An 18,352-nucleotide genomic window follows, 5' to 3' on the forward strand; every position below is an offset into this window, starting at 1 on the left:
GTTGGTCACGCTTGCCTTCGTTACAACCTCCCTGGTTCTGCTGCTGACCCCAGGGCCGACGAACACGATGCTGGCGACGTGTGGCGCGACCCTTCGCTTTCGCCATGCAGCCCTGATGCCTTTTGCCGAGGCCATCGGTTATGTGATTGCGATCTCGTTCTTTTTCGCGCTTGCGACCATCGTGCACGGCAACCCGATGGCCTATTCGGTGATGAAGCTGCTGGCGGCCTCATGGCTAGCCTACTCGGCCGTGAAGCTCTGGCGGACACCGTTTGAGGCGGTGGGGGCGTCGCCGGTCGGGGCGTTTGGCCGGGTGTTCCTGACCACGATCCTCAATCCGAAGGCCATGATCGTCGGCACGCTGTTCATCCCCGCGCAGCCTTTTGCTTCCGCTTCTGCCTGGATCGTCGTCTATGCCTTGCTGTCCATTTCTGCCGGCTTTGGCTGGGTGTTCCTGGGCGCGATGCTGCCTGCGGCGATCCGTCGCCACTCCTACAAGGGGGCGGCGGTGGTGTTGACGGGCTTCTCGATCGCCGCAGTGGCGAGTGTCGTGGGCTGATCGCAGCCGCGCTGAGGCGAGCGTAAGGTCAGTCGTATTTCACATAGGCAAAGCGCAGATCGGATTGTGGTGTCCCTTCAAGGCCTTTGCCCTCCTTGGCAGGTTGCCACTGCACGACATCCTCGATCTTGGCGGCCAGCGCGAAGTCCTTGTCAGTGATGCCTTTGGCCGAATGGGTCATCAGCCGCACCTCCACCCAGGCGTAGGAGGCGGTGATATCTGGATGTTGCCACGCCGCCTCGGCCAGATGGCCGACGGTGTTGATCACCATCATCGTGCCCTTCCAGGAGTTTGTCTTGTAAGTGCGGCGGATCCAGCCGTCGGAGTAAGCCCATTTCGGCAGCTCCTGCGCGAGGCGGAGGCTGATTTCCGTTTCGGAATAGGTGCGTTCGGGCATGATGGCTCCTTTCACGGTCGCCGACCGCGCGCTTGTGGATCGCGCGGAATGTTGATCATATAGCGCATCATTGTGGCGTGGGAGCAGCGTGGGCAGATGGACGGCAACGGTTTGGCTGAAACCCGGGCAATCGAGGCGATCCGAATCCATGCCCCGGCCAGGCTCCATCTCGGCCTGATCGACATGAACGGCAGCCTGGGGCGCCGCTTCGGCTCCATCGGGCTCGCCATTGATGCACCGGCGGTCGATGTGGAAGTACGCCGCGCCGCCAGCATGACAGCCAGCGGGCCGGAGGCCGATCGAGCGCTCCGTTATGCCCGCAACTGCGCGGAGATGTTCGGGTTCGGCGGCGATTACGCGATTGTCGTCAACGAGGTGATGCCGGCGCATGCGGGCTTCGGATCGGGGACGCAGATTGCCTTGGCACTGGCCGAGGCGCTTAGTCGGTTGAGTGGAAAAGCCATTGATTTGCGCAAGGTTGGCTCGCGTCTAGAGCGAGGTGCACGCTCGGGAATCGGAGTGGCGAGCTTTCTCGATGGCGGCTTCGTGGTCGATGGCGGCCGAGGGCCCAAGGGAGAAGTGCCGCCGGTGATTGCACGGCATCCCTTTCCCGAGGATTGGCGGTTGCTGTTGATCATCGATCCGAACATGGAGGGTGTGCATGGGCCGGAGGAGGCCGAGGCCTTCCGGCGTTTGCCGCAGATGCCCGATGCCGAAACCGCCCATCTCTGCCGTCTGGTGATGATGCAGCTGCTGCCTGGTTTGGTGGAGGCTGATATCAGCTCCGTCGGAGCGGCCTTGACCGAGATCCAGGCGCGTCTGGGCGATCATTTTGCGCCGGCACAGGGTGGCAGGCGATTTGCGAGCGCCAGGGTATCCGATTGTCTTGCCGAGGCTTTTTCGTCCGGGGCGGCGGGTGTCGGGCAGAGTTCGTGGGGGCCGACCGGCTTTGCGCTGGTTGGCTCGGAGGCTGAGGCCGAGGCGCTTCGAGAGCGCCTTGTGCGCAACTGTCACAGTGCCGAAGGGTTGAGATTCATCACGGCGCGCGGCAGAAACCGGGGAGCAACGGTGATCGTGAATCCCTGATCTTGCCGCGTTGGAGACGTAGAATGTCCAAGTCGATATTGCACATGATCACGCCGCTCAAGCATATGAGCCCGTTTGACGTGAACATGGCCGCCGATGCTGGCTATGATGTCATTGCAACTTATACAAATGTTACGCCGGATGAAGTGCGTGGACTTGTGCAGGACGCGATTTTCTCGCGTTCGCCGGCCGATGCTGTCCGGACCGGGTTTTTCATTGCCGGCAAGAATGCCGGGGCGTCGCTGGATATGCTGAAGACCATGGTGGACAGCTTCGTGCCGCCGTTCGAAATCAATGTGTTTGCCGATCCGGCCGGGTCTTTCACCACAGCGGCAGGCATGGTGGCTTCGGCAGAGAAGCTGCTGAGTGACAAATTCGCCAGCGATCTCAAGGGCAAGAAGGTTGTCATCTATGGGGGCACCGGCGTGGTTGCCTATTCGGCAGCGGTGATTTCGGCGCTGCAGGGTGCGTCCGTGACCATCACCGGCTATGACGGATTGAAGCGCGTTTCCGCCATTTCCGAGGATATGAAGCGCCGCTTCGGCGTGGATGTCGTACCGGCGGATGGTTCGTCGGCGGACATGAACTTCCAGGCGGCCGAGGGCGCGGAAGTGATCTTTTCGGCCGGGCCTGCGGGGGTGCAGATCCTCACGGAAGCGCAGATTCGCGCCATTCCGACGTTGCTGGTAGCCGCCGATGTGAATGCGGTGCCGCCGGCCGGGATTGCCGGGGTAGATGTTTTTGCCAATGGAGCGGGGATACCTGGGTCCAAGAATGCGGTGGCTCTCGGAGCCCTGGCGATTGGCAATGTCAAGTATCAGGCGCAGAACCGGTTGTTCCGGCGGATGCTGGAAACCGACCGTCCGCTGGCACTCGATTTCCGCCATGCCTTTGAAGAAGCTCGCAAATTCATCGCCGATGGCGCGTGATGGAGGGCTTGGGGGACAGGCCGGTTCTGGTGGTTGCCCAGTCGGCCCGCGCCCTGGCGGCTGCGGGGCGAAGGGCAGGGCAAGATATTGTTACCATTGACTTTTTTGCAGACGACGACACTCAGGCGCTGGCCCTTGAGGCGGTTCGTTATGAGGGGGACTGGGGCGAAGGGTTTAGGGCTGACCGGTTGCTGCCGCTGATCGAGGCGGTTGCCGCCCGGCGGGGGCCGCTTGCCGGCGTGGTTCTTGGGTCCGGCTTTGAAGATCGCCCGGAAGTGATTGATATAATAGCGAAAAGCTACCCGCTTTTCAGCATGACTGGCGCGGCGGTGCAGGCCGTCAAGGCGCCCGAGGTGCTGAGTGAGGCCTGCCGGGAGCTTGGTGTGCCCTTTCCCGAGGTCGCTCGCGAGGTGCCGGATGCGGGGTGCTGGGTGGTCAAGAAGGTCGGCGGAACGGGCGGCGTGCACGTCACAGTTAGGTCGCACGGGCCCATAGAACATGACGCATATGCCCAGAGATATGTCGCGGGATGTCAAATGGCCGCTCTCTGCCTCGGGAGCGGGGATAGCGCGGTCGTCATCGCCTTCAGCGAACAGTGGCCGGACCCGACACCCGAGATGCCGTTCCGCTTCGCCGGGGTGCTCGGACCGGTCGCGCTTGCAGAGCGAACTGCCGCAGAGGTTGCCGGTGCGGCTAAGGGTCTCGCCCGCCGCTTCGGCCTCAGGGGACTGTTCACGCTCGACCTGATGGTGGGCGACGGAGAATGGTGGCTGACGGAGATAAATCCGCGGATCGGCGCCTCGATCGACGTGCTCGACCATTTCGAGGTGCCCTTGTTCGCGGCCCATGTCGCGGCCTTCCAAGACAAGCCGGTGGTAATTGGTGCAGGTGATGCGACAATTCGCGCGAGCCAGGTGGTTTTTGCAAATGCATCCGTTCGCGTCATAACCGTGGACGACTGGCCGGAGTGGGTGAGGGATCGCCCGAAGTTTGGGTCGAGCATCGAGGCCGGGGCGCCGGTGGCGACGGTGGTTGCCGAAGCGCCGACGGCGGCCGAGTGTCGGCGGTTGCTCGACGAGCGAGCCCGGTGGCTGAAGACGATTGCAGGGGGAATGGAATGAGCGTCAGCACAGACAGGCCGAGCGTCGGCAGACAGGTGGAGCCGCTGGTGGAAGCACTGGTGGCGGACGCCACGGCGTTGCGGCTCAGGGTGTCGAGCGGCCCGCTTGGTTGCCGGCTGGTGGACGCTGGCGCGACGGTGCGCGGCGGCCTCGAGGTGGGGCGCCGGCTCACGGAGATCTGCCTCGGCGGTCTCGGCCAGGTGTCGATCGTGCCGTCGCTGCCTGAGCTCGGCGATTGGCCCTATTCGATCCAGGTGGGCTCGGCCGATCCGGTGACGGCCTGCCTCGGCTCGCAATATGCCGGCTGGGCGCTGGCCGGCGGCGAGGATGATCCCAACTGGTTTGCGCTCGGCTCCGGCCCTGGCAGGGCGACGGCCGCCGTGGAGGAGCTCTATGGCGAGCTCGGATACAAGGATGCGTCGGAGACCATCACGCTGGTGCTGGAAGCGGCCGCCCCGCCGCCCGAAAGCGTGGTGCGCAAGGTGCTGGACGCCACGGGCGTCGCGCCGAACAAGCTGACCTTCATCTACGCGCCGACACAAAGCCTTGCTGGCGCCACGCAGGTGGTGGGCCGCGTGCTGGAGGTGGCACTGCACAAGGTGCATACGCTGCATTTCCCGCTGGAACGGATCATCGACGGGATCGGCCTGGCACCGCTGTCGCCGCCGATCCCGGATTTCGTATCGGCCATGGGGCGCACCAATGACGCGATCATCTATGGCGGCAAGGTACATCTCTATGTGAGCGGCCCGGACGACGAGGCCGAGCAACTGGCCAAGGATCTGCCGAGCTCGAACTCGCGCGACTATGGCGCGCCCTTCGGCGAGGTGTTCAAGACGTTCAACGGCGATTTCTACGCCATCGACGGGGCGCTGTTCTCGCCGGCGGAAGTGGTGGTGACAGCGGTGGAAAGCGGGCGTAGCTTCCGCGCAGGTTCAATCGCCCCCGATCTCGTCAATGCCTCATTCAAATGACACCGCGCCGCTGCTGATCTTCACCGATCAGGCGGATTGGCACCTGAGAAAACTGAAGGCCGCGCTTACCCGGCGCGGCCTGAAGCCCGTTGTCGCATCGCTGCGCGACGTGGCCTTTGACAGCGCGCTGGCCTCGGGCCTCGCCATTCCCGGTCTGGACGGGCGGCTGCCTGCCACCGTGATGGTGCGCGGCATCGCCGCCGGGTCCTTCGAGGCGATCACGCTGCGGCTCGGCGTGCTGCACGAGCTGGAGGCGCGGGGGATACCGGTGTGGAACCCGCCGCGGGCGATCGAACGCTGCGTCGACAAGGCGGCGACGACGGCGGCGCTGGTGCGCCGGGGCATTCCGACGCCGCTGACGCTGGCGACCGAAAACACCGAGCGGGCGCGCGACTTCGTGGTGCGCGAGTGTGCGGCGGGCCATGAGGTGGTGGTGAAGCCGCTGTTCGGCAGCCAGGGCAAGGGCATCGTGCGCATCGCCCGGCTGGAGGATCTGCCGGAGCCGGAAGCCGTGCACGGCGCCTATTATCTCCAACGCTACATCGCGCCGCGCGACGGCCTGTTCCGTGACTTCCGGGTGTTCGTGTCGGCGGGGCGCGTGGTGGCGGGCATGATCCGCGCGTCGGGCACCTGGATCACCAACGTGCACCAGGGCGGGCGGCCGGAAGCGCTGGCGGTGACGGCCGAGGTGGAGCGTCTGGCGCTGGCGGCTGCGGCGGCGGTGGGGGCTGCCTTCGCCGGCGTCGACCTGATCGTCAACAGCGAGGGCGCATTCGAGGTGCTGGAGGTGAACTCCATGCCAGCCTGGACGGGCCTGCAGAAAGTGGCGCCCTGCGACGTGGCGGACGTGTTGGTGGGTGACTGGCTGCGCGAGACCGTGCCGGCGCTGGCGGTGGAGGGGACGGGCAGGGGGTGAGGTTTGCTCGTGGCTGCCGCGAGGCGAGGCGGTTGTCTGGGACTTTGCCGGTTTTGTTTTTTGTGTGATCGATGAGGGGCTGACCAAGTCGCGGGGTGACCTCTCGTCTTCCGGAGGGGCGCCTGGGGCGGATCTGCCAAAGCCCCTGGTTTTCGGTGGTTTACCCCTCTCTCCCCCTCTCCCCCGCAAGGGGGGAGAGGGCCTGTTGGAGGTTCCGTTCAGAGCCTTGAAGGTCAGTCGCCAGCGCAGTTTTCCAAACGGGAGTTGAGGATTTGGGGGAGGCGATCGGCGCTCTCTCTCCTTGCGGGAGACAGGGGGGCGACCCTGGTGATGAACTTCGATATCCGGTAGGCCGCCATCCGGCGAAGGCCGCTATCAGCTCTGGGTGCTCCGGCTTTTCACGCGCTGCTCGAGCCACCAGTCATTTTGCCAGTCTTCATAGCCTAGCAATGAGCCTTGAAGGCGCTCCAGATCATCATCCCAATCACGCGTGCGGTGGATGATCTGGTCTATGTACGCATCGACGCGCCATTCTTCTCCTGGAAGCGCGAAGAACACAGTTCTCATGCCTTCAAGGTCAGGGCGGTGCTGCTTGAGATGAGGCATAGGGACTTCGATGATCCGGCGGAGTATCTGGCCTGAAGCCACGAAGCGGTTGAATGGAGCGAGCAACTCTTCGAGCCAATCGGATGGGTAGCCATCCTCAAACACGGCCAAGGGCTTGCGGCCTTCCAGCATGAGTGGCAGTTCCAGGTTCGTATGGATCAAATACGGTACTTTATCGAAGGCTTCGGACGGCCGGCAGAGCCCGGTGAAAATTGGGTCAGGTACGATGGGAGGAAGGCAAAGCTTGCCGATCTGCAGCATATCATTTGCCGATAGATCAGAATATCGACGCGCAAGGTCAGGGTCGCCATCGCTTTCCGGTGCCAGTATCGACTTGAGCTGATCCATATCGCCGATGCGGACACGCCATTCGGCGCTGACGGTTTCTGTGTCGGCGTCGAAAGCCTGAAAGACAAAGAGGGTGTCGCAGGCGTCTTCAGTCATTGTGGCAATGCCTTGAGTGGAACGTCCCGGCCAAACTATTACGTCGGCAAGAAAATGCGAACGGGGTCGGACTGCAAGATTGTTGGAACTTTCGTCAGGTCATTGCACCTTGCTGATGCCATGGTAACAGGTCACCGAGGCAGATACCTATGGCAAGATGCTCGGCGTCAACTCGTCTGCCTGATTCACGAAAGTCTCTCCTGTGTCCTTTGATCCCCGTATCTCCAAAGCCTTCGAGGCGGCCTGTCGGGCTGAACTGGCGGCGCCCAAGCCGGGTAATGTGCATGTGTTTGCCGATGGGCACCGCATGCGCGTGGCGGATTTTGAGCGCAGTGCGGCGGCCGCGGCGCCGTTTGTGGCGGCGCGGGGGGCGAGCGTCGGGACGCGAGTGCTTGGGGGCATGCAGGCGACCTGGGAGGCGGTGGGGACCAATACCAATCTCGGCATCCTCCTGCTGGCCGCACCCCTGGCGTTGGCGGCCGAACGGGTGGGGGCGGCGAGCGTGGATCGCCTGAGAGATGAGCTCGGCAAAGTACTGGCCGCGACGACGGTGGACGATTCGCAGGATGTGTTCGCCGCGATCCGCCGGGCGTCGCCGGCGGGCCTCGGAGGGGCGGCCGAAGAGGACGTTTCGGGGGGAGCTTCGCTGCCCCTGATCGACGTGATGGGCCTTGCCAGGGAGCGCGACCGCATTGCGCGACAATACGTCACGACCTTCGAAGACGTGTTCGAAATCGGCTTTTCGACGCTTCTGACGGCGCGTGAAAGAGGTGCCGACCCGGCTTTTGCGACCGCTTCGGTCTATGTGAATTTCGCGTCAAGATTGCCGGATACGCATATCGAACGCAAATATGGTGCTGGGCTTGCGGAGGAAATTCGCCGGAAATTTGCGGAATTTGGGGCGATTGTCACGGCGGGCGATTTGCCTCGACTGCTGGCCTTCGATCAGGAGTTGAAAGGGCGTGGCGTCAATCCGGGGACGTCTGCGGACCTGACGGTGGCGACGGAATTCCTGGCCAGGCTGGTCGGGGACTTATGAAAATACGTAAGTGGAATGTCTTGCTCGCTTCATCTGCCCGCATTAGGCTCCCAATCCGTCTAGAGCCTTCGTCGACCGCGTTGCAGGACTTGGTTGGCGATCGAAGGTTCAAGATTTCAGACTTTGAGCAGCCGCGGCTGCTCGGGCAGTCCTCGTGTCCGGCAAACCGGTTTGGCGCTTCCAAACGCTGAAAACAAGGAAGAACGGGGGGAGTGGCGGATAAGACGGCCGTCACGCGTTCGGGTTTATTTTTTTGGGAGGTTGGACCTATGGCAAAGATTAACAAGGTTATGGTTGGCGAGGCTCTGGTCGGCGACGGCAACGAAGTTGCTCATATCGATCTGCTGATCGGACCGCGCGGCTCGGCTGTCGAGACCGCCTTCTGCAACAGCCTGACGAACAACAAGGATGGCTTCACGTCGCTGCTCGCGGTCATCGCGCCGAACCTGCCGTGCAAGCCCAACACCTGCATGTTCAACAAGGTCACCATCAAGGACGCCCGCCAGGCTGTCCAGATGTTCGGACCGGCCCAGTATGGCGTTGCCAAGGCCGTTCAGGATTGCGTTGCCGATGGCACCATTCCGGCCGCTGAAGCCGACGACGTCTTCGTGATGGTTGGCGTGTTCATTCACTGGGAAGCGGCTGACGACGCCAAGATCCAGCAGTACAACTACGAGGCCACCAAGCTGTCGATCAAGCGCGCCGTGGAAGGCAAGCCGACCGCTGCTGAAGTGACCGCGCAGAAGGACAGCGCCAAGCACCCGTTCGGTGCGTAGATCCGGGACAACCCTGGGCAGGCTTCTGCTCCGGCGATGCCGCGGTCACTGCTCCAGCGGTTGTTGGCCAAGTTCTTCGGCTGATGCCATGGCGCTGCCTTCGGGTGGCGCCGGCATTGCCTGAAAGAGGATCAGCGGGCGACGCAAGTCGCCCGCTTTTTCGTTTGTCGCGAGGGGCAGGAACCGCCCTTGCATCAATGGCTGGCATGAGCAGGTCAAATCTATTGATTGGACGTGGATGAGATAGGTCAGCATTATTGACCTTGTATCTCTCTCATCGGATGTGCCATGTCCATCGAAGTCCTCTCGGCTCTGATCGTTTTCGCTTTCGTCTCATCGGTGACGCCTGGTCCCAACAACATGATGCTGCTGGCGTCCGGAGTGAACTTCGGCTTTCGCCGGACCATTCCGCATATCTGCGGCATCGAACTCGGTTTTGCCGCCTTGGTGGCCGCGATGGCTTTCGGCCTCGGCGCTCTGTTCGAACTGGTGCCTGTGCTGCACACGCTGCTCAAGGTGATTGGCGGGGCCTATCTCGTGTGGATCGCCTGGAGCATAGCGTCCTCGCGCAGCCTTGGGCAGGGCGAAGGGGCGGGGCGGCCGATGAGCTTCTGGCAGGCCGCCGCGTTCCAATGGGTCAATCCGAAGGCCTGGGTGATGGTGATCTCGGCCATCACTGCCTATGCCGGGCCGAGCCCCAACCTGCTGGTGACGGGGCTGCTGGTCGCGGTGTTTGCCGGTGTCGGCTTTCCGGCCGTGTCGATCTGGGCGGCCTTCGGAGCGTTGCTGCGCGATTGGCTGGCAGACCCGCGTCGGCTCAAGCTGTTCAATCTGACCATGGCGGCGCTGCTGCTGGCGAGCCTCTGGCCGGTCCTCAGGTAAGGTCAAGGTGGCGGGCGATGTCGTCCGCGCTCAGGCGGCCGTCGTGCAGGGCGGAGGCGACGAGGATGCCGGCGATGCCCATGGCCGCGAGGGTGTCGAGATCGGCGGCATGGCGCAGGCCGCCGGCGGCGTAGACGCGGCGATCCGGTCCGGCGTGCGCCTGGATCGCCGTGAGGCGGTCGAAATCCGGGCCGGCGTCCATGCCGACGCGGGCGAGCGTCATGACGATGACCTCGCGCGGCCAGAGATCGGGGCGGGCGAGGAGGGCGGGCGGCCCGACGAAGCTGTCGCCACGGAAATCCAGCGAGAGCGGGGTGAGATCGGTGCAGGGCTGCAGGTCGTCGCCGGTTAGGGATTCGCTGCCGAGAACGGGGCGAGCCCGGTGGCTTTGCGCCCAGGCGGCGGCGTCGGTGGGGGCAGGCAGGCCGTTGTCGATCCAGAGGTCGATGTCCGGGAAGGCGGCGGCGAGAGCGTCGACGGTGGCGTCGTTGGCCGGGCGGCCTTCGATGGCGTCGAGATCGGCGATGTAGAGAACCGGAAAGGGTGCCAGCGACGCGAGGCCGCGGGCGACATTGAGCGGTGAGGAATCGGCACTGAGCGGTGTATGGATGGGGGCATAGCTCCGGCGGTCGCCGCGCCGGGCGCGCACGACCAGACCGTTCTTGATGTCGAGGACCGGGATGAGGCGCATGATGTCCCTCGGGGAGGTGTGAGTGAGTGCTTCTATAGACCAGGATGTGGTGGGTTGGGATATCGGCGGCGCACATCTCAAAGCGGCAAGAGCGCGCGGGGGCGTGATCGTCGAGGTGGTGCAAGTGCCCTGTCCGCTGTGGAAGGGGATGCATGAACTGGACGCAGCCTTCGCGGCGGCCGAGGCTGTGGTGGGGCGCGAAGGCCGGCATGCAGTGACCATGACGGGCGAGCTGGTCGATTATTTCGACAGCCGGGCAGCGGGCGTCGCCGGGCTGGCGGCGGCAGTGGCGGCGCGGCATCCGGACGCGGAGATCTATGCGAGCGGCGCGGGCTTCGTGTCCGCACCGGCGGCCGCGGGCCTGGTGGACGCGGTGGCCTCGGTGAACTGGCACGCGACGGCGGCCTGGGCAGCGCAGGCGCTCGGCGAGGGCGTGCTGATCGACATGGGCAGTACGACCACGGATATCGTGCCGTTCAAGGGCGGTCGCGTCGGCGCGCGCGGGCAGACGGACAGCGAGCGCATGGCGGCGGGCGAGCTTGTCTACACAGGCGCGACGCGGACGCCGCTGATGGCGCTGGCGAGCCGGGCTCCGGTGCGCGGCGCCTGGGCTGGGGTGATGGCCGAGTGGTTCGCCAATATCGGCGACGTCAACCGCATCCTGGGACTGATCGGTCCCGAGGACGACCAGCATCCGACGGCGGACGGCAAGGACAAGGGCGGCGTCAACGACGTGCGCCGGCTGCTGCGCATGGTGGGGCGCGACGTGGGCGATCTCAGCCAGGAAGAGGTGCGACTGCTGGCCGGCTGGTTCTCTGAGGCGCAGATACGGGCGGCGAGCGATGGGCTCGGGCTGGTTCTGTCGGTGGCGGGACTGGCCGCCGACGCTCCGGTGGTGGCCTGCGGCACCGGTTCGGCTGTGGTTGCCGAGGTCGCGCGGCGGGCCGGGCGGGCGCTCACGGACTGGAGTGCTCTGATTCCCCTGTCGTCCAGCGCTGATGAGGGATTATGGCGCCGCGCCTCGATTGCGGCACCGGCGGTGTCGGTGGCGCTGCTGCGGCAGCTGGGGAAAAACTCCCAACCTTAATCATTGGTGGACGATCTTGGTTAATATTCGGTAAGTTTTTGATATTGAAGGTTAATTTTAAGCAGAAATCCTTAACGTTCGGGGCTCTTGGCGGAGTTTCTGTGACGATTCCGCAACAGCAAGGCCAATCTCGCGAGGCAAGGATACGTTAGGCATAATTTGCCGCTATTCAGCCATAAACAAACCTGACCTTACTGCCATTGATACGGTGCTGGAGAAAAGGTCTCGTAAGTGGGCGTCGCGTTGCGATGCTTGCAAACGCCGAATTTACCAGTGCCCTATAGAAGAGCTGTCGAGGAGTGCGGCGTCTTGCGTGGTCAGCGGTTTCATACCCTGTGCGTCCAGGCGTCACCGAAAGTAAAAATGTCGATCGTCACGCGTGTCTATTTTGTCGGCAGGATTGCGCTAGGTCTCGCGGCTTCGACGCTGGGCGGGCAGTCCGTATTTGCTTTCGATCCTTCCGCGTCGTCGCAAGACGCGGGCGGATGTTGCGACGAAGCGACCTTGTCGACGCTTCGCGAGGCCACCCGAGCCTATTACGCCGGCGACAAGCAGGAAGCGGTGAGCGGCCTGATGTCTGCGGCCCAGAGCGGCCATCCGGCGGCGCAGTGGAAGCTCGGGCGCATGTTTGCTTCGGGCGACGGCGTGGCCGAGGACGACCTCAAGGCCTTCGAATTCTTCAATCAGCTGGTGGCGAGCCACGGCACCGATGCGCCGTCGTCGCCGGATGCGCCCTTCGTGGCCAACGCCTTCGTCGAGATCGGCTCCTATTATCTCAAGGGCATTTCCAACTCGGCGGTGACGCCGAATGTGGACCGGGCGCGCGAGATCTTCTCTTATGCCGCGTCCTATTTCGGCGATGCGGTGGCGCAGCTGCAGCTGGGCAAGATGTATCTGGAAGGCCTCGGCGGCGACCAGGACCCGCGCCAGGCGGCGCGCTGGTTCCAGCTGGCGGCCCGCAAGGGGCAGGTGGACGCCCAATATCACCTCGGCCAGATGCTGGTGAACGGCGACCAGATCGATCCCAACCCGGTGCTGGGCCTGATGTGGCTGACCGTGGCGCTGAAGCATGCCGACCTGTCGCGCGGCGACGAGGCGGCGATCCGTCAGGCCCATGAGGAAGCCTTCTCGCTGGCAAGCCTCGATGAGCGGCGCAAGGCGATTGCGCTGGCCGAGCAGTGGCTCGCGGACAATCGCGCGCTCTATGCCTCGCCGAATGCCAACATGCTGGCGGTGACCGAACAGGCGTCTGCCGTGGGGCAGTGACGGCGTAGAGGCTTATAACCTGTTGATGAATGACGCGGTGCCCAAGCGAGCGCCGCGTTTTTCGTTCGGGCTGTGCCTCGATACCGCAGCTGCCCAAGATGCTGACCCATCTGGTCATGGCGAGTCTTTCGAATTTCTCGTCCGCTTCAATGGCATGCGACAATCGAAAGCGGGGTGCCGAGGTCATTTTCAATGACGCTCGGTATCAGAGGTCGAAGGTGCCCACCACAGGGACATGGTCCGAGGGCTTGTCCCAGTCGCGCACATGATCCTCGATGGCGACGCCACGCAGCCGGTCGGCAGCCTGGGGCGAGGCGAGGATATGGTCGATGCGGATACCCCAGTTCTTCTGGCGCGCGCCGGCCTGGTAATCCCAGAAGGTATAGCGGCCAGGCCGGCCGTCGACGGCGCGCAGGCAATCCGTCCAGCCGTCGTTGAGCAGGGTGCGCCAGGCGGCGCGCGATTCCGGCTGGTAGAGGGCGTCGCCCATCCAGGCGCGCGGATCGAAGCAATCCTCAGGCTCGGGGATCACGTTATAGTCGCCGCAGAGCAGCGTGCGCTCCTCAAGCGCCAGCAGGCTGGCGGCATGGGCGCGCAGGCGGCGCATCCAGGCGAGCTTGTAGGGGAACTTATCGGTGTCGATGGGGTTGCCGTTGGGCAAGTAAATGGAGGCGACGCGCAGGGCGCCTTGCGGCGTAGAGACGACCGCCTCGATGTAGCGCGACTGAACGTCGGTGTCGTCGCCCGGCAGGCCGCGCGTCACCTCGTCGAAGGGCAGCTTCGACAACAGCGCCACGCCGTTGAACCCCTTCTGTCCGTGCGTCACCACATTGTAGCCGAGCCGCTCGAAGGGTTCGGCCGGGAAAGCCTCGTCCACCGACTTGATCTCCTGAAAGCAGACGATGTCGGGGCTGCTCTCGGCAAGCCAGGCCGGGGCGGTTTCCAGGCGGGCCTTCACGCCGTTGATGTTCCAGGTGGCGATACGCATCGAGATCTCCCTCACAGGCTTGCGAGCATACATGAGACCGCAGGGAAACCAACTCGCCGGATGGTCACCGGCCGGGGTTATCCGCAGGGAACATAAGGAAAACACCAAGAATTTGATTTAGGTTAAGTTGCCGCTTGACTCGTGAACAAGAACAGAACATGATGTGTTTATAAAGGGAACATGGAGGCGGATATGTCAATGGTGCGCGCCGTTCTGAAGGTTGGGGAGTTCGAGTTCGTCGTGGGTGGCCGCCGCGCGCGGGCATCGCAACCCTGGAACAAAGGGGGTACGGTGCAATTCGGGGCTTCCGTGGTCGCCTGGCGGGATCGCGACGAGTTGCCCACCGTGCGCGACTTCACGCAGCCGCCGGCCCAGCGCCTGGCTCAGGCCATCGCCTCGGCGGCCATCGTGCGCGATGTGGCTGCACTTGGGGCTCTGGTGCTGTTCGGCACCATGCTGGCTCTGGTGCTGACCTCGGGTAATTCCATGATCTGATGGTTTTGAGCCGGGTGGTTCGGGCTGCCCGGTGGCGTGAAGCGCCGAGCGTGTTTTCCACAAGGGGGGAGGCTCGCAGGCGGCTTCAGGGTTGCGTGGGCTCTGTGCTGCGGTAGGTTGCCGGAAAGATGCGTGCTGGGGGCTTTGGCCTTCTCGGCGGGCATGTCTCCTTCGGTAGAATCGGAACTGCGCGATGATCGGCGATCTGGGCTTCATCCATCTCCGGGTACACAGCGCCTATTCCCTGCTGGAGGGAGCGCTGCCGCTCGGCAAGATCCTGAAACTTGCCGACGCCGACGGTCAGCCGGCGGTGGCGATCACCGATACGGGCAATCTGTTCAGCGCGCTGGAATTTTCCGAGAAGGCGACGGAGAAGGGGCTGCAGCCCATCATCGGCTGCGAACTGGCGCTGGATTTCGGCGACGAACCGCCTGATCGGCGGCGCCCCGGTGGCGGCGGTCATGGGGGCAGCGGCTCCTTTCCCTCGGTGGTGCTGATCGCAGCGACGCAACAGGGCTTCGACAATCTGACGATCCTGGTGTCGCGATCCTTCATGGAGACGGAGACGGGCGTCCGTTCGCATGTACCGGTGGACCGTCTGGAGGGCATGACCGACGGCATCATCGCTCTGACCGGCGGGCCGAACGGTCCGCTCGACCGGGCGATTACCGGGGGGATGGGCCATCTAGTCGGCGAGCGGCTGTCGCGGCTCGAAGCGGCGTTCGGCGACCGGCTCTATGTTGAGCTGCAACGGCACGGCACGCCGGGGGAGGCGCAGACCGAGCCGCAGCTTCTGGATCTTGCCTATGCACGCGGCTTGCCGATCGTGGCGACCAACGAATGCTATTTCCCGGCGCGCGGCGATTATGAGGCGCATGACGCGCTGATTGCCATCGCCGAGGGGCGGGTGATCGCCGAGGACGACCGGCGGCGGCTGACCGAGGAGCATTATTTCAAGTCGCGGGCCGAGATGCAGGCGCTGTTCGCCGATCTGCCGGAAGCGCTGCAGACCACCCTCGAGATTGCGCAGCGTTGCTCCTACCGGCCACGCAAGCGCAAGCCGATCCTGCCGCGCTTTGCCGGCGCCGACGTGGATGACGTGGAGAAGGCGGAGGCGGCCGAGTCGGCGGAGCTGGAACGGCAGGCCTGGGAGGGGCTGGAGCGGCGTCTTGCGGTGCACGGGACGGCGCCGGGGCTGACCGAGAAGGATTATCACGACCGGCTCGCCTTCGAGCTCGGCATCATCCAGAAGATGAAGTTTCCCGGCTACTTCCTGATCGTGTCGGACTTCATCAAGTGGGCCAAGTCGCAGAATATTCCGGTCGGGCCGGGGCGCGGTTCGGGCGCGGGCTCGCTGGTGGCCTTTTCGCTGACCATCACCGACCTCGACCCCTTGCGCTTTGCCTTGCTGTTCGAGCGCTTCCTCAACCCCGAGCGCGTGTCGATGCCGGACTTCGACATCGACTTCTGCCAGGATCGCCGCGAAGAGGTGATCCGCTATGTGCAGGGCAAGTACGGCCGGGCGCAGGTGGCGCAGATCATCACCTTCGGTACGCTGCAGGCGCGCGCCGTGCTGCGCGACGTCGGTCGCGTGCTGCAGATGTCCTACGGCCAGGTGGACAAGCTGTGCAAGCTGGTGCCGCAGAACCCGGCCAATCCGGTGTCGCTCGAACAGGCGCTGATCGACGAGCCGCGCCTCAAGGAGGCGCGCGAGGATCCGGTGGTGGACCGGCTGATCGACATGGCGATCAAGCTCGAAGGCCTGTACCGCCACGCGTCCACTCATGCGGCGGGTATCGTGATCGGTGACCGGCCGCTCGAGAAGCTGGTGCCGCTCTATCGCGATCCGCGCTCGGACATGCCGGTCACCCAGTACAACATGAAATGGGTGGAGAGCGCCGGCCTCGTTAAGTTCGACTTCCTCGGCCTCAAGACGCTGACGGTGCTGCGCACGGCGGTCAACCTGATCGAACGCCGCGGGATCAAGATCGACCTGTCGGCCTTGCCGCTCGACGACCCCAAGAGCTACGAGCTCCTGGCCAAGGGCGAGACGGTGGGCGTGTTCCAGCTTGAATCCATGGGCATGCGCAAGGCCATCTCCGACATCAAGCCGGACCGTTTCGAGGACATCATCGCGCTGGTGGCGCTCTATCGTCCCGGTCCCATGGCCAACATTCCGGTCTATGGCGCGCGCAAATACGGGCTGGAGAAGCCCGACTACATGCATCCGTCCATCGAGCCGGTGCTCAAGGAAACCTATGGCATCATCGTCTACCAGGAACAGGTGATGCAGATCGCGCAGATCCTCTCGGGCTATTCGCTCGGCGAGGCCGACCTGTTGCGCCGCGCCATGGGCAAGAAGATCAAGTCGGAAATGGACGTGCAGCGCGTCCGCTTCGTCGATGGTGCCGTGGAGCGCGGGGTCGATCGCGCGCTGGCCGATACCATCTTCGATCTGCTCGCCAAGTTCGCCGACTATGGCTTCAACAAGAGCCACGCGGCCGCCTATGCGCTGGTTGCCTATCAGACGGCCTATCTCAAGGCCAACTTCCCCGTGGAGTTCATGGCGGCGTCGATGACGCTGGACATGACCAATACGGACAAGCTCAACGATTTCCGCCGCGAGGCGCTGCGGCTCAACATCGCGGTGGATCCGCCGTCGATCAACCGGTCGCACGTGGCTTTCGAGGTGGAGGGCAACCGCATCTTCTATGCCCTGGCGGCGGTGAAGGGCGTTGGCCAGCATGCGGTCGAGCATATCGTGGAGATGCGCGGCAACCGGCCGTTCCGCTCGGTCACCGATTTTGCCGGGCGGATCAATCCCAAGGCGATGAACAAGCGCATTCTCGAAGCGCTGGTGGCGGCTGGCGCCTTCGACGAGCTCGAACCCAACCGGGCGCGTCTGTCGCAGGGGCTTGACCAGGTGATGGCGGTGGCCACCCATCGGCTGGAGCAGGAGGCGAGCGGGCAGAACGAGCTGTTCGGCGGGGGCGGCGAGCCGGAGCCGGTGCGGCTGCCGAAGGTGGACAACTGGCTGCCGGAGGAGAAGCTGCAGCGCGAACATGCGGCAATCGGCTTCTACCTGTCGGCCCATCCGCTCGACGCCTATGCGCCCATGCTGGGGCGCTTGCGCGTGCAGACCTGGGCGGCCTTTTCGGCCGGCGTCAAGCGTGGGGCCACGGCCGGGCGGCTCGCGGGCACCATCGTTGCCAAGCAGGAGCGCAAGACGCGCACCGGCAACAAGATGGGCATCATCGGCATTTCCGATCCGACGGGCCAATATGAAGCAGTGATCTTCTCGGAAGGGCTGGCGCATTTCCGCAGCCAGCTGGAGCCGGGCCAATCGGTGATCCTGCTGGTCAACGCCGAAGACAAGCCGGAGGGCATTTCGGTGCGCATCGATTCCGTGTCGCCGCTCGATCAGGAGGCGAGCCGGCTGCAGCAGACGCTGCGCATCTTCCTGCGCACCGCCGATCCGGTGGACAGCATTTCCAAGCGCCTCGTCCGGGGTGGCGAAGGGGATGTGTCGCTGATCGTGCTGGGCGACGGGCGGCGCGGCGAGGTGGAGGTGAAGTTGCCCGGTTCCTACAAGGTGTCGCCGCAACTGGCAGGCGCCGTGCGGTCCATCCATGGCGTGGTGGACGTTGAACTGGCCTGACGGAGAGGACCATGCCGGCGACCCGGATCGATACGCGCAAGGGCTGGGTGGGAGACCGGCGCGGAGCTCTGCTCGAGGCGGTGCAGCGGGCGCTTGTCGTCGGGCTGAAGATCCCGGAGGACGATCGCTGCATCGTGCTGAGCGAGCATGACGCGGAGGCGATGCTGGTGCCGCCGACCAAGGGCGCGGAGTATCTGGTGATCGAAATCCGGCTGTTTTCCGGTCGTTCGCTGGAGGCCAAGCGGCGGCTCTATGCGGCGCTGGTCGAAGAGCTTGCCGCCTTCGGCGTGGCGCGGAGCGACGTCAAGGTCATCCTTGTCGAGGTGCCGCAGGAAAACTGGGGTCTCGGTGGCCGACCGGCCAACGAGATTGACCTCGGCTTCAAGGTGGACGTCTAGAGAGCCGCTGATCCTGTTGCGAGGGCAGGATCGAGAAGCG

19 protein-coding genes are annotated in these 18,352 nt (G+C 64.2%); 14 read left to right on the forward strand and 5 right to left on the reverse strand.

From position 1 onward, the window contains the following. Position 1 precedes the first annotated feature (1 nt). Positions 2-559 (forward strand): LysE family translocator, encoded by a 558-nt coding sequence (locus tag L2I41_RS00545; protein WP_237151546.1) that lies wholly within the window; start codon positions 2-4, stop codon positions 557-559. A 28-nt stretch (positions 560-587) separates the two neighbouring features. Here L2I41_RS00545 and L2I41_RS00550 read toward each other — a convergent pair whose 3' ends face one another. Then, on the reverse strand, positions 588-956 hold the full coding sequence (locus L2I41_RS00550; RefSeq protein ID WP_237151547.1) for a 4a-hydroxytetrahydrobiopterin dehydratase: 369 nt from the start codon (positions 954-956) through the stop codon (positions 588-590). Between the two features lie 96 nt (positions 957-1,052). On the opposite strand from L2I41_RS00550, the gene L2I41_RS00555 reads away from it, so the two are divergent. The 5 genes from L2I41_RS00555 to L2I41_RS00575 are packed head-to-tail and all read left to right on the forward strand — an operon-like array spanning position 1,053 to position 5,982. Next, positions 1,053-2,042 carry a beta-ribofuranosylaminobenzene 5'-phosphate synthase family protein gene (locus L2I41_RS00555; RefSeq protein WP_237151548.1) on the forward strand — a complete coding sequence of 330 codons (990 nt, stop codon included), beginning with the start codon at positions 1,053-1,055 and terminating at the stop codon, positions 2,040-2,042. A 23-nt stretch (positions 2,043-2,065) separates the two neighbouring features. Next, positions 2,066-2,971, forward strand: a complete 906-nt coding sequence (locus L2I41_RS00560) for an NAD(P)-dependent methylenetetrahydromethanopterin dehydrogenase (protein ID WP_237151549.1) — start codon at positions 2,066-2,068, stop codon at positions 2,969-2,971. Then, positions 2,971-4,092 carry an ATP-grasp domain-containing protein gene (locus L2I41_RS00565; RefSeq protein ID WP_237151901.1) on the forward strand — a complete coding sequence of 374 codons (1,122 nt, stop codon included), beginning with the start codon at positions 2,971-2,973 and terminating at the stop codon, positions 4,090-4,092. Before L2I41_RS00560 ends, L2I41_RS00565 begins: the two co-directional genes overlap by 1 nt. Continuing rightward, a complete protein-coding gene (mch, locus tag L2I41_RS00570) occupies positions 4,089-5,066 on the forward strand; it encodes a methenyltetrahydromethanopterin cyclohydrolase (RefSeq protein WP_237151550.1) in 978 nt (325 codons plus the stop codon). Before L2I41_RS00565 ends, mch begins: the two co-directional genes overlap by 4 nt. Continuing rightward, positions 5,050-5,982: a RimK family alpha-L-glutamate ligase gene (locus tag L2I41_RS00575; RefSeq protein ID WP_237151551.1), complete on the forward strand. Its 933-nt coding sequence runs from the start codon at positions 5,050-5,052 to the stop codon at positions 5,980-5,982. Before mch ends, L2I41_RS00575 begins: the two co-directional genes overlap by 17 nt. Positions 5,983-6,357: 375 nt before the next feature. Here L2I41_RS00575 and L2I41_RS00580 read toward each other — a convergent pair whose 3' ends face one another. Next, positions 6,358-7,032, reverse strand: a complete 675-nt coding sequence (locus tag L2I41_RS00580; RefSeq protein ID WP_237151552.1) for a hypothetical protein — start codon at positions 7,030-7,032, stop codon at positions 6,358-6,360. A gap of 202 nt (positions 7,033-7,234) precedes the next feature. Between L2I41_RS00580 and L2I41_RS00585 the strand changes: the two genes are divergently transcribed. Beyond that, positions 7,235-8,071 carry a triphosphoribosyl-dephospho-CoA synthase gene (locus L2I41_RS00585; RefSeq protein WP_237151553.1) on the forward strand — a complete coding sequence of 279 codons (837 nt, stop codon included), beginning with the start codon at positions 7,235-7,237 and terminating at the stop codon, positions 8,069-8,071. A gap of 269 nt (positions 8,072-8,340) precedes the next feature. Next, on the forward strand, positions 8,341-8,847 hold the full coding sequence (gene fae, locus L2I41_RS00590; protein ID WP_237151554.1) for a formaldehyde-activating enzyme: 507 nt from the start codon (positions 8,341-8,343) through the stop codon (positions 8,845-8,847). Between the two features lie 45 nt (positions 8,848-8,892). Here fae and L2I41_RS00595 read toward each other — a convergent pair whose 3' ends face one another. Beyond that, a complete protein-coding gene (locus L2I41_RS00595) occupies positions 8,893-9,102 on the reverse strand; it encodes a hypothetical protein (RefSeq protein ID WP_237151555.1) in 210 nt (69 codons plus the stop codon). A 33-nt stretch (positions 9,103-9,135) separates the two neighbouring features. Here L2I41_RS00595 and L2I41_RS00600 point away from each other — a divergent pair, with 33 nt between their 5' ends. Further along, on the forward strand, positions 9,136-9,729 hold the full coding sequence (locus L2I41_RS00600) for a LysE family translocator (RefSeq protein WP_237151556.1): 594 nt from the start codon (positions 9,136-9,138) through the stop codon (positions 9,727-9,729). On the opposite strand, the gene L2I41_RS00605 is transcribed toward L2I41_RS00600, so the two are convergent. Further along, a complete protein-coding gene (locus tag L2I41_RS00605) occupies positions 9,722-10,420 on the reverse strand; it encodes a HisA/HisF-related TIM barrel protein (protein WP_237151557.1) in 699 nt (232 codons plus the stop codon). The genes L2I41_RS00600 and L2I41_RS00605 overlap by 8 nt on opposite strands. A gap of 22 nt (positions 10,421-10,442) precedes the next feature. Between L2I41_RS00605 and L2I41_RS00610 the strand changes: the two genes are divergently transcribed. Together L2I41_RS00610 and L2I41_RS00615 are read left to right on the forward strand one after the other, a co-directional pair. Further along, positions 10,443-11,507, forward strand: coding sequence for a hydantoinase/oxoprolinase family protein (locus tag L2I41_RS00610; RefSeq protein ID WP_237151558.1), 1,065 nt, complete (start codon positions 10,443-10,445; stop codon positions 11,505-11,507). A 504-nt stretch (positions 11,508-12,011) separates the two neighbouring features. After that, the gene (locus tag L2I41_RS00615; protein ID WP_237151559.1) at positions 12,012-12,773 is read left to right on the forward strand and encodes a tetratricopeptide repeat protein; all 762 of its coding nucleotides are present in this window, start codon (positions 12,012-12,014) and stop codon (positions 12,771-12,773) included. A 205-nt stretch (positions 12,774-12,978) separates the two neighbouring features. Here L2I41_RS00615 and xth read toward each other — a convergent pair whose 3' ends face one another. Beyond that, a complete protein-coding gene (gene xth / locus L2I41_RS00620; protein WP_237151560.1) occupies positions 12,979-13,761 on the reverse strand; it encodes an exodeoxyribonuclease III in 783 nt (260 codons plus the stop codon). Positions 13,762-13,959: 198 nt separating this feature from the next. Between xth and L2I41_RS00625 the strand changes: the two genes are divergently transcribed. The 3 genes from L2I41_RS00625 (at position 13,960) to L2I41_RS00635 (ending at position 18,312) form a co-directional block, all read left to right on the forward strand. After that, complete coding sequence (locus tag L2I41_RS00625) at positions 13,960-14,256, forward strand: hypothetical protein (RefSeq protein WP_237151561.1); 297 nt, start codon at positions 13,960-13,962, stop codon at positions 14,254-14,256. A gap of 193 nt (positions 14,257-14,449) precedes the next feature. Then, positions 14,450-17,914: a DNA polymerase III subunit alpha gene (dnaE, locus tag L2I41_RS00630; protein ID WP_237151562.1), complete on the forward strand. Its 3,465-nt coding sequence runs from the start codon at positions 14,450-14,452 to the stop codon at positions 17,912-17,914. Between the two features lie 11 nt (positions 17,915-17,925). Next, positions 17,926-18,312: a tautomerase family protein gene (locus tag L2I41_RS00635; RefSeq protein WP_237151563.1), complete on the forward strand. Its 387-nt coding sequence runs from the start codon at positions 17,926-17,928 to the stop codon at positions 18,310-18,312. Positions 18,313-18,352 lie beyond the last annotated feature (40 nt).

Origin of the sequence: Oryzibacter oryziterrae (genome assembly GCF_021864535.1) — a bacterium.
GTDB classification, from domain to species: domain Bacteria; phylum Pseudomonadota; class Alphaproteobacteria; order Rhizobiales; family Pleomorphomonadaceae; genus Pleomorphomonas; species Pleomorphomonas oryziterrae.

Excerpts from the sequence above, each read along its gene's own strand:
- L2I41_RS00550 (WP_237151547.1), bottom strand. The coding sequence starts at position 956 with ATGCCCGAACGCACCTATTCCGAAACGGAAATCAGCCTCCGCCTCGCG.
- L2I41_RS00555 (WP_237151548.1), top strand. The coding sequence starts at position 1,053 with ATGGACGGCAACGGTTTGGCTGAAACCCGGGCAATCGAGGCGATCCGA.
- L2I41_RS00560 (WP_237151549.1), top strand. The coding sequence starts at position 2,066 with ATGTCCAAGTCGATATTGCACATGATCACGCCGCTCAAGCATATGAGC.
- L2I41_RS00565 (WP_237151901.1), top strand. The coding sequence starts at position 2,971 with ATGGAGGGCTTGGGGGACAGGCCGGTTCTGGTGGTTGCCCAGTCGGCC.
- mch (WP_237151550.1), top strand. The coding sequence starts at position 4,089 with ATGAGCGTCAGCACAGACAGGCCGAGCGTCGGCAGACAGGTGGAGCCG.
- L2I41_RS00575 (WP_237151551.1), top strand. The coding sequence starts at position 5,050 with ATGCCTCATTCAAATGACACCGCGCCGCTGCTGATCTTCACCGATCAG.
- L2I41_RS00580 (WP_237151552.1), bottom strand. The coding sequence starts at position 7,032 with ATGACTGAAGACGCCTGCGACACCCTCTTTGTCTTTCAGGCTTTCGAC.
- fae (WP_237151554.1), top strand. The coding sequence starts at position 8,341 with ATGGCAAAGATTAACAAGGTTATGGTTGGCGAGGCTCTGGTCGGCGAC.
- L2I41_RS00595 (WP_237151555.1), bottom strand. The coding sequence starts at position 9,102 with ATGCTGACCTATCTCATCCACGTCCAATCAATAGATTTGACCTGCTCA.
- L2I41_RS00600 (WP_237151556.1), top strand. The coding sequence starts at position 9,136 with ATGTCCATCGAAGTCCTCTCGGCTCTGATCGTTTTCGCTTTCGTCTCA.
- L2I41_RS00605 (WP_237151557.1), bottom strand. The coding sequence starts at position 10,420 with ATGCGCCTCATCCCGGTCCTCGACATCAAGAACGGTCTGGTCGTGCGC.
- xth (WP_237151560.1), bottom strand. The coding sequence starts at position 13,761 with ATGCGTATCGCCACCTGGAACATCAACGGCGTGAAGGCCCGCCTGGAA.
- L2I41_RS00625 (WP_237151561.1), top strand. The coding sequence starts at position 13,960 with ATGGTGCGCGCCGTTCTGAAGGTTGGGGAGTTCGAGTTCGTCGTGGGT.
- dnaE (WP_237151562.1), top strand. The coding sequence starts at position 14,450 with ATGATCGGCGATCTGGGCTTCATCCATCTCCGGGTACACAGCGCCTAT.
- L2I41_RS00635 (WP_237151563.1), top strand. The coding sequence starts at position 17,926 with ATGCCGGCGACCCGGATCGATACGCGCAAGGGCTGGGTGGGAGACCGG.